The sequence below is a fragment of the Bacillus sp. 22475 genome (genome assembly GCF_052044835.1).
Taxonomy (GTDB): Bacteria; Bacillota; Bacilli; order Bacillales; family Bacillaceae_G; genus Bacillus_A; species Bacillus_A cereus.
The window spans coordinates 36,288-45,397 of record NZ_JBQENW010000035.1; the positions used below are offsets into that span (position 1 = coordinate 36,288).

Consider the following 9,110-nt stretch of genomic DNA (forward strand, 5'->3'; position numbering starts at 1 on the left):
TGCTCTTTCTTTTACCTATTTCTACTTACTTGCATTTCTTTTGCGCCTTTCTTTCCTTAACTCTTCAACTTGCAACACGGTTGCTCTTTCTTTTACCTATTTCTACTTACTTGCATTTCTTTTGCGCCTTTCTTTCCTTAACTCTTCAACTTGCAACACGGTTGCTCTTTTTTTTACCTATTTCTAATCAACTTGCAACATGTTTGCGGTATCCTTTCCCTATTTCTTTCAACTTGCAACAGTATAATTTATTTCTCAACCAAGTAATTTTAAAAAAATCATGTCATTTTAAAGTTTTTAAGCTATTTTTCTCATATTTTGAGTAAGTTACATACATAAAATGCAACATGTTTGCGGTATCCTTTACCTAACTTCGTTACCATCTTCACTGTAATCCCTTATATACCAAGGGTTTAGGTGCTTTTCTATTTATTTTTATACATATTCCCCAACTTGCAACACGTTTGCGGTATGCATGCCCTTATTTTTCTCACAAGATGCAACACTGTTTGCGGTATCCTTTCCCTACTTTCATTCTATAAATGCCAACAAGTCCTTTTATATCAAGGCTAATTATTACAATTTATTTTTAATGATTGCATTCACTAACTTGCAACATGTTTGCGGTATCCTTTACCTAACTTCCCTACCATTTTCACTCTAATCCTTTATATACCAAGGGTTTAGGTGCTTTTTCAATTGCTTTTATACATATCACACAACTTGCAACACGTTTGCGGTATCCTTAACACAAAAAAAATTCATGAAATTCTCTTATCCCTTGATACAACTAGCTTTATCAGGTGTTGCAAGTTGCTATTTTTCTTCTTAAAGGAGCACCTTTCATCAATTTTCGATTTGCTATAATCAAAATTGGTATATTTTATAGTATTTTGGCATATATTTCTGAATTTGTAGAACGGAGGTGAAAAAGATGGGGAAATCATTTGTGATACGTAATCAACGTAGCTTAAATGGGGAAACAACAAACGCAGTTTTAGTAACACTCAAATCTTGGCAAAAGCTTGTGGAAGCATTTGAAGAGAAGTACTACAGTTATAAAGATACTTATTTAGAAGATATTCTACAGCACATGACATACGAAGATCGCATTGCTGACGTAGAAGGCTTTGTTGAAAAAGCTAAACCATCTTTTTCACGTCGCGCAATATCTGCACTTGCAGAAAAAACTGGAAGAAAGCATAAATTATACGGCATTACAAATGCAGATCTAGAAGTGTTCTTATATCTACATAAGAAATGCTTTACTAATGGTGTCATTCCCAATGTAACCATACATATGATGTGGGAAGATTACAAGCAATATAAAGAAGAGCTTGCATACATTCAGCATTCTCAATTCTATATCGCTTTGAAAAAGTTAAGCTTACATAACATTATCTCTATTGAAAATGGCTTAGATGGCCGATATACAATCAAACTGACTCATTTTATGAACGAGGAAACAGAAAAAGCAAATCCATACGTATATATTAGTCCTGTTGTATTTACAAAGGCTTTCTTTAAACTATCTGTAGCAGCTAAGAAATTATTCTTAGATATTGCGATGCAACAACATACGGAAACAACTTTAAAGCGTTCTTTGGACAAGCAAGACGAAAGAGGAAACAAAACTCACTTCGGTGGGATGTATCGTTTCTTACATAAAAAATATCCGCATCAGATTCGTGCGGTTATCGAGGAATTAACAACCGCATTACCATGTACGGGGAATCCCCTATTCAAAATTTGCAAAATGCAAAAAGGTGTAAAGCATACAAAACGATATACGACATTATATCTGTCTATCCATTCAGACTTCTTATGTTCGAAAGAAGCTGGAGAAGAACAACATAGGGATCCATTTACACCAAAAGCTACCTATGCTCGAAAAGCGAAATTTATCGAAGCAGTCCTACAAGAGATGAATATCGGTGAACTGTCTGCAGACATGAATAAATTCATTCATGTCTTAAAGCATACTTGTCACCGTCAAATTCGCAGTGTCATTCGTGGACTACGTGACATGGTTGATCGAAAAGAAGGATATCCAACGAAAATTGTATATACATTGAAGAAACTATTGCATCAAACATCTCAATATCAAATTCTCGATACAGCAGCAAAAGAAGGTATCTATCCTCTTATTGCGCAACATATACCAAAAGAGAGAAATAGCGAACGTGAGCAAGCTATCTTTAATTTCGGCCTACATTATTCTATGTACTCTCTTCGTAACATTAAGAAGATGTTCAAAAATGTGCACGCATTATTGAAGCAGAAGTTTGCGGTACCAGTAATAGAAGAATCTTATCACCGTAATTATCTGAAATACCAGGAAGAAACGTTATTTAGGAAATATGCATATGATCAGGGAGTGAATCTCCATGCATATATCGCTTTAGAAATTGAAATGCGTGAAAAACTAAAAGTTCGTGGCCATAAAGAACGCACAATTCCAAGTGATGTACGTGAATGGTTTATTGAAGCACTCGATAAACTACCGCAAGAACAACTGCGTGTGATTGAGCTACCAAAACAGTTTAATTTACTAGAGTTTATGCGTACCTTCGAACGTTTAGTACGTGCTGGTGTAACAATAACAGCTCCAGATCAGGTGCTAACCGCAATGGAAATAAAATAATAGTAATGAGCTCTCTATTTTTGAAAAAATCGAAAGTAGAGGGCTATTCGTGTTTGTTTGATTAGTAATCCATTTCTGCTACTCTACTTATAAATACCAAATCGAAAGGACTTCATATAAAATGGAGTCTTTTTTTATGCAATTCTATACAAATTCGATTCTAGCAATATTTAACTCTCCACATAACACTAGGGAGTATTCTTCTAATGTATTAAAACCTATCATATAATACCTACAAAAAATCAAAAGGAAAATTATAAAAATAGTGGATATGAGGACAAATATTATCCAATGTGAATAATATTTCCTCAATACTCTTGATAATAATAGTGTTGTTCATTTTATCTAATAAAAATCATCAATAATAATGTGAATCATGTGTAAATACTGAGTTATGTTAACAAATAGCTACATTTTTGAACAAAATGTGGATAATTCGACGTTAGATACTGCTTCATTTACCAAAATAAAGAAAATAAAGCCTATTTTCCTATTCGGATAAATATAAAGTGATTTGTATCAATATCTTTCCGATTTCATGTAGAAACATATGATTCCCTTTATGCTTTTTTGTAGGATTGATAGTCTAATAATCATTGAATTTCCGGATACATTTTCTACTATTTATGATTTTTTACGTTCTAACATCAAATTTTCTCTTGTGGGAGTAGATCTTTCCCCTATTTTTGATAACCTATAATAGTTTTATCTTTATTTCTTTTTAATATATAAGATATATATTTATAATAGATTTTTAATACAGCTAGTATGCTTGTTAATAAGATGTCCGACCTAATTGAAAATATTTGTAAATTACGTTATAATAATGGTAATAAAACATATCATTACCCACATACTAAAGGACAAACCTACGTATCCCTACCAGGGCGAGGTTTGTCCTTTTTTCATTTTAGTAAACAATTCATATTTGGAGGACTAAACATGACTGTACTTAAAGATACGACTTACATAGATATGGATACCTATAACGAGATTAAATTTTTTAAAGGGGTATTTTGGGGATTAGTTTTTGTAGTTCCTTTTTGGAGTATTATGATAACCCTATTTATTTTACTTTATAGATAATAATCAACATCTCCAAAACGCAAAGGGTTGTTTATTTTATTTAGATTCAAGAAATTTGAATCCATATTTGCTTCAACAAGAATAAATATATAATGTTACACATTATATAAGAAGAAAAGAAGAGGATAGATACAAACAGAATTATTCTGTATGTTCTATCCTCTTTTTGTATCACAAATGACCTCATTTACCACAACATTTGTATTGGCTGTCATCAAGTAAGGGTACCGCCAGCATTTCGGAAATAACCAGGCTAAGAAAAATAAATACCAAAAAGCTAATTCTTTCTTAATATATAGATAGAATTAGCTTTCTAAATGTTTTAAACTATGTAATCGCTCTTTTTGTTCTACTTGGTTTGGAAGTAGTAAGGAGCTACTAGTCTTTTTTCTAATAAATTTTGAACGCCATCAGGGAAATAAAACATAATTTCTTCAGCTTCTTTTATGTTTATCCAACTAATATCAGTAATTTCATTTTTGTCTTGAATAGATATTTCGCCTCCGACTATTCTAGCTACAAAAGTGAATATTACAGCATGTGCATGTGGAAAAAACTTTTCATTAATAGCAAATACATCTTTAATTTCAACTGTTAACCCTGTTTCTTCAAATGTCTCACGGATAATTGCCTGTTCCAAAGTTTCTCCACTTTCTCTTGCCCCTCCTGGGAGGCTCCATTCACTACCATTTTCACGTTTGTTTCCGACCATAAGAATTTTTCTGTTTGTATCATCATAAATAAGTGCATATACTACATCGACTCGTTCCATAATTTTTCCTCCATTAAAAAATTAAAATCTATATTACACCTTATTTTAATGAAATCTTTTAAATTTAACTAGCACCTAATACAATACAACTTATCGAAATGGTCTATCTAATTTCGAATACAATACAATTTAAATTAGTGTTAAAATGATTCGGAAAATCCTTAGCGTGTTTTTTTCACTTTGCGATCTGTACCCAAAGTAAAACCTTGGTTGTTGAAAAAGAATATTTAATGAAACTTAGGGTGATTTAACCAAGAGAACTTACTTAAATTTCTTAAATTGCTCCTCTATCCACGTTCGATTGTTTTCTGCAATATATTGCTCCGCCAAGAGTAGTCGCTGTACAAGTTCTTTTTTTGACATTTTCATATACTTTCTTTTTGCATTTTCTATGTTTCGTTCTGCACTTATGCGGCGATAATCAACAGGAGGAAAGGCAACAGAACGCTTTTGTAGAGACTGATTAGAATTTGATTTTTTCTTGTATGTTTTGCTGTGTTGTTTATAATACTCATTCAATTCGGAATTTGTCGTAATTGTGTTGGGGTGAATCCCTTTTCCTTCGGAATCAATCTCTTTGGACTTCTCCGATACAGTTTTTAATGTAACAGGTAGGTTTTGTTTGACCAGAAGGTCAATTGCCCCCTTCCCTAACAGAAGAGAACGTTGGCTACGTGATTCATAAACTCCGTTGAGCCATGTTCGATTATTTCTTGAAGAAAATGTGTGGCTCATGTGTCTGTTCCTCCCGATATTTTTCAATTAATTCAATCTCTTTTAATTCATTCCTTGCAAGTTTTCGCATCTGTTTTGCCTTATTCACTTCAAGTGTTAACCCCATAGAAATAAATCGCTTTTCCATATCCTTAGATAATTCGACAATTTCAAATAGTTCATGTTTCTTTTCAGGTTGCGGAATTTTTGCTACACATCCTAAACATGCCATTTTTACAGGACAAACTTTATCTGTAACGCAAGTACCGCCCAGTACATTGTTATATACACCTACTTTTGCTTTGTGTTCCTCCCATTCCTTCTGAAGTTCTTCAGGACTCCGAAGAATCGCTTCATCTAAGTCAACATAGTTTGAAATTACACTATGCAATTCTCCAACCTTTTCAGCTACTTGACTTGTAGTGGGTTCAGAGTAATATTTTGTTACGTTCAAATCACGCTGATGCAGGATTTTCGCTACAATATCAATGGGAATTTCATGGCGTTGAACAGCTTCTGTTGCGAACGCATGACGTAATAGGTGTGCTTTAAAGGTAATAGGTTTTCCTTCTTGCGTCTCGAAATATAATCCATGCAAGAGAAAACGGAGACACGAATAAATGACAGGATGTGTGAATGCTTTCTCATTATATTGAAAGAAATAAGGTTTTGGCTCTGGAAACAGGCGTGTCCTTCTCCCGCGATACTTTACACTCGGAATTTCTCCTTGATAATGCTCTTTCAGCATCAAATTGACTCTCTTTATTAGTTGAAAGGTATGCTTACTAATTGGGTAAGACTCAACTGTATCTCGTCCTTTTGGGACAGCGTAGAAAGAAAACTTTAAATCGCCACCTATTTTCATAGCCCGCAGACCATTTTCTGAAGAGTTAATTTGTAGTAATTCATTAATTCTTGCCCCTGTTGTCGTCAAAATGTCTATTGCTAACAGACCGAAGGTTGCTGCGACATAAAAAGATTGTACGTCAAATAGAATACCTTCAGCTTTATTGTTGAGAAGAGAACCAAAGCTATTTGTAGATAGAATTCCTTTGTGCATAGATTGGAAAGGTTTAGGATTAGTGATTGATCCTTCTTCGCCATATCCCCATGAGAATAGGAGTTCTCGTTTCCGTTTTAACTCTTCATCCGTCGCATTTTGAGACCAATCTCCTAATACGCCTTCTTGCAGGATTTCTGCAAACCATAGGCCTTCTACTGTATCGTTATCTTCCAAGCGTTCAGCTTTCACAAACTCTATAAAATAATTCTGCTTCTCCTCTGAATACGTTCCTTTACGCTTTTTTGCTAATTTTACAACTCCTTCTGTAAATTTCTCTTTGTGATATAGAACAAAGGAAGATTTATCCCATAAGCGGAAGTAAAACCTCTCTCCAATACGTTCAGGCTCATCGTAATGAAATTCTAAGGGTAATGTGATATCGTCCTTTTTAGCTTGCCTACAAACTGTTAGAAAGGCTTTTCGCAATCTTTGCATCAAACTCCATCGGAAATTTGCTTCCGCCCGAATCTGAGGAAGGTAAGGGACAATGACGTCTGTCTCACTCTTACGAGTGTTTTGAGCTTGTTCCCTTGCTTGTTTAGAAACCGAGAAATCTCGGTTATCAAACATAGGCGTAGGGAGTAAGTATTGCTCAAAATACTCCTGTTGTTTTTGACTTAACCTTGCTGTAAACCATTTGTTAATTGAGTAGGAAGCTAAGTTATAGCAACGTAAAAACTTTGCTTTCTGATCATTTGAATGTTCAGGACAAATGATTCCTTTCATATACTCGTATATGTGTTTTTCTGGATCAAAATCAGCAAAAGTTTGTAAATTATAAGCATAAAATATTTCTCTAAGTCTTATATTCAATATTCCGGTCGCAGAATAAATAGTTTCAACATCTAAATTTCTTTCTCCACTAAGGAACATATTTAATAACAATTGATTCTTCCAAAGTGTATTTAGACAATAACCGAGAAGATATTTTATAGGTTTTTCGTCTAATTTATCTAACAAAAACAAACCTCTGTTATCCTGCAAATGCAGAATGTGTTCATCTACTTTTCCTATTAATTCATTATAAAATGGGGAGATAGGTAGGTCTATTATTGTTGCCATAATTCACCCTCAAAATCATCCAGTAGAACTTGTATATCCACTTCTAACTCTATGTCTTTTGCTGTGTCTACAATGGTCAGTTCTGCCTTTTTTATTCGTTTTTGTTTTGATTGATTCATGTACTCCTTTTCCTTCTTTGCTATATGTTCAAGCATCTTGTCATGAAAACCTCGATGCCTTTCTTCATCAAAGTGGTGTTCATAAACTTCAATTGTTTCTTTTTGTTTCCACTTCATATATTTAATAAGTTCATTTTTACGTTGGGTGATTTCTGCATCAGTTTTGGAGATATTATAAATTTCACGCATACTGGTCGTAACAAACCAATGTCTTATTTTGTGTGGGTTTAACCTTATGTCCATCAATGTCATGGCCTTATTCCAGTGCGGATACCAGGTCTGATATGACAAAGGGGTCCCTCGTTCCGTCAGGAACATTGGTGCATCGTTAGGTAGCAAATAAAAATTCCGCCCTGCAGAGTCAAATATTTTCCGTTCCTTGTTGATATATTGAAACAGGAGTTTCGTGGTATCTTTGCTAAAGCGAAGAAATTTCACCCTACGACCATGACTGCCTTTACTAAATGTTTTAACTTCTTGAAAGGACTTACGGGAACGATAATCTCCAATTGTAAGTTTAATTATTTCGGATACTCTTGCTCCTGTCTCAAATAACATACGGACGATGACCTTCTCTCGTAATGACCAATTAACTTGATTACCAGCTTGTTTGATTTTATGGTAGAGAAGATGATCATCAATGATTTCAGGTTGCCATTCCTCGTTAATGAGCTTAAAGTAGGAATCTGTCAAACGTCTATGTACAAGCGGGTCTTCCGTTCCGGCCTTATCAGGTAGTCGCGGTTTATTTTCTCTCACACCTTCTGTATTTGCTTTATATTCATTTAATATTGCGTGAGAGTCGATAAGGGGATTGGGATAGCTGTATTGCCTCAGTGTAATCAAGGAGTTGTAAAACGACTTGAGAGCCGAAAGAAAAAGGTGAACTGTATTGGGGCTTCTATTGGAACGATTGATAAAACGAAAAGAATCCTTTTCTCGAACTTTACAAGCCATTTGATCCATCAAATAATCTTCTACAGCAATACGTATGGCTTCTGGAAAATCGCTCCATTGAACACGTTTACCTTGATAAACGCTGTATTTATCCACCCAACTAAAGAATGGTAAAAGGCATTGTAGATAAGACAGTGCCGAACTCTCTGAGATTTTTTTACTGACATCATCATAAAAGTCAGTTAGCGGCAAAAATGGCTCATTACTGTCGTTAAACACAAGCAATTTGTATCGGCTTTGTACACCCTTTGGGCAATACAAGTGGTAATAACTATTTTGCATTTTTAAAATCTCCTAACAGACAAAATAAACAAATCATTCTTCTACTCAATTGAAGAGAGGAAGGTTGGGTTGATATTCATGCTGTTTCTAATTTCCTATTACTTCGTAATCATATTTGGTAAGGTCGTAGATTGGTTTACTTTGCTTCTTTGATAATTTAGCGGAATTCAGATTGAATATTCAAAAAATATACTTTTATTGTAACTAAAGTACTTGTTACTGTAAATGTGCTATTCATGAAGATGTGTTGTTGGTGGTGTAAATAGATCATATTAGGGTCTATAAAATTAAAAAAGTACACCACTTAATGAAAGTGGTGTATCAATATTTATATAATGTTACACATTATATAAATTCTCTTGTTTTTGTAAGACAGGATAGCTATTGTCATTTCTTTATTTTACAGAGTAT

6 protein-coding genes are annotated in these 9,110 nt (G+C 34.0%); 2 read left to right on the top strand and 4 right to left on the bottom strand.

The window, feature by feature from the left end:
* Positions 1 to 934: 934 nt before the first annotated feature.
* Both ACTJJY_RS28500 and ACTJJY_RS28505 read left to right on the top strand, forming a co-directional pair.
* Positions 935 to 2,644, top strand: coding sequence for a hypothetical protein (locus tag ACTJJY_RS28500; protein WP_440607149.1), 1,710 nt, complete (start codon positions 935 to 937; stop codon positions 2,642 to 2,644).
* A 942-nt stretch (positions 2,645 to 3,586) separates the two neighbouring features.
* Positions 3,587 to 3,730, top strand: a complete 144-nt coding sequence (locus ACTJJY_RS28505) for a hypothetical protein (RefSeq protein ID WP_176530813.1) — start codon at positions 3,587 to 3,589, stop codon at positions 3,728 to 3,730.
* A gap of 349 nt (positions 3,731 to 4,079) precedes the next feature.
* Here ACTJJY_RS28505 and ACTJJY_RS28510 read toward each other — a convergent pair whose 3' ends face one another.
* The 4 genes from ACTJJY_RS28510 to ACTJJY_RS28525 all read right to left on the bottom strand — a co-directional run bounded on the left by ACTJJY_RS28510 (position 4,080) and on the right by ACTJJY_RS28525 (position 8,699).
* The gene (locus tag ACTJJY_RS28510) at positions 4,080 to 4,502 is read right to left on the bottom strand and encodes an NUDIX hydrolase (RefSeq protein WP_042596292.1); all 423 of its coding nucleotides are present in this window, start codon (positions 4,500 to 4,502) and stop codon (positions 4,080 to 4,082) included.
* 261 nt (positions 4,503 to 4,763) lie between these two features.
* Positions 4,764 to 5,237, bottom strand: coding sequence for a hypothetical protein (locus ACTJJY_RS28515; RefSeq protein ID WP_061885110.1), 474 nt, complete (start codon positions 5,235 to 5,237; stop codon positions 4,764 to 4,766).
* Positions 5,209 to 7,341 (bottom strand): site-specific integrase, encoded by a 2,133-nt coding sequence (locus ACTJJY_RS28520; protein ID WP_440607150.1) that lies wholly within the window; start codon positions 7,339 to 7,341, stop codon positions 5,209 to 5,211. Before ACTJJY_RS28520 ends, ACTJJY_RS28515 begins: the two co-directional genes overlap by 29 nt.
* Positions 7,329 to 8,699 (bottom strand): tyrosine-type recombinase/integrase, encoded by a 1,371-nt coding sequence (locus tag ACTJJY_RS28525; RefSeq protein WP_440607151.1) that lies wholly within the window; start codon positions 8,697 to 8,699, stop codon positions 7,329 to 7,331. The genes ACTJJY_RS28520 and ACTJJY_RS28525 overlap by 13 nt, the downstream gene beginning before the upstream one ends.
* Positions 8,700 to 9,110 lie beyond the last annotated feature (411 nt).

Bases quoted from the DNA above. Each gene is read 5' to 3' on its own strand.
- ACTJJY_RS28500 (WP_440607149.1), top strand. From the start codon at position 935: ATGGGGAAATCATTTGTGATACGTAATCAACGTAGCTTAAATGGGGAA.
- ACTJJY_RS28505 (WP_176530813.1), top strand. From the start codon at position 3,587: ATGACTGTACTTAAAGATACGACTTACATAGATATGGATACCTATAAC.
- ACTJJY_RS28510 (WP_042596292.1), bottom strand. From the start codon at position 4,502: ATGGAACGAGTCGATGTAGTATATGCACTTATTTATGATGATACAAAC.
- ACTJJY_RS28515 (WP_061885110.1), bottom strand. From the start codon at position 5,237: ATGAGCCACACATTTTCTTCAAGAAATAATCGAACATGGCTCAACGGA.
- ACTJJY_RS28520 (WP_440607150.1), bottom strand. From the start codon at position 7,341: ATGGCAACAATAATAGACCTACCTATCTCCCCATTTTATAATGAATTA.
- ACTJJY_RS28525 (WP_440607151.1), bottom strand. From the start codon at position 8,699: ATGCAAAATAGTTATTACCACTTGTATTGCCCAAAGGGTGTACAAAGC.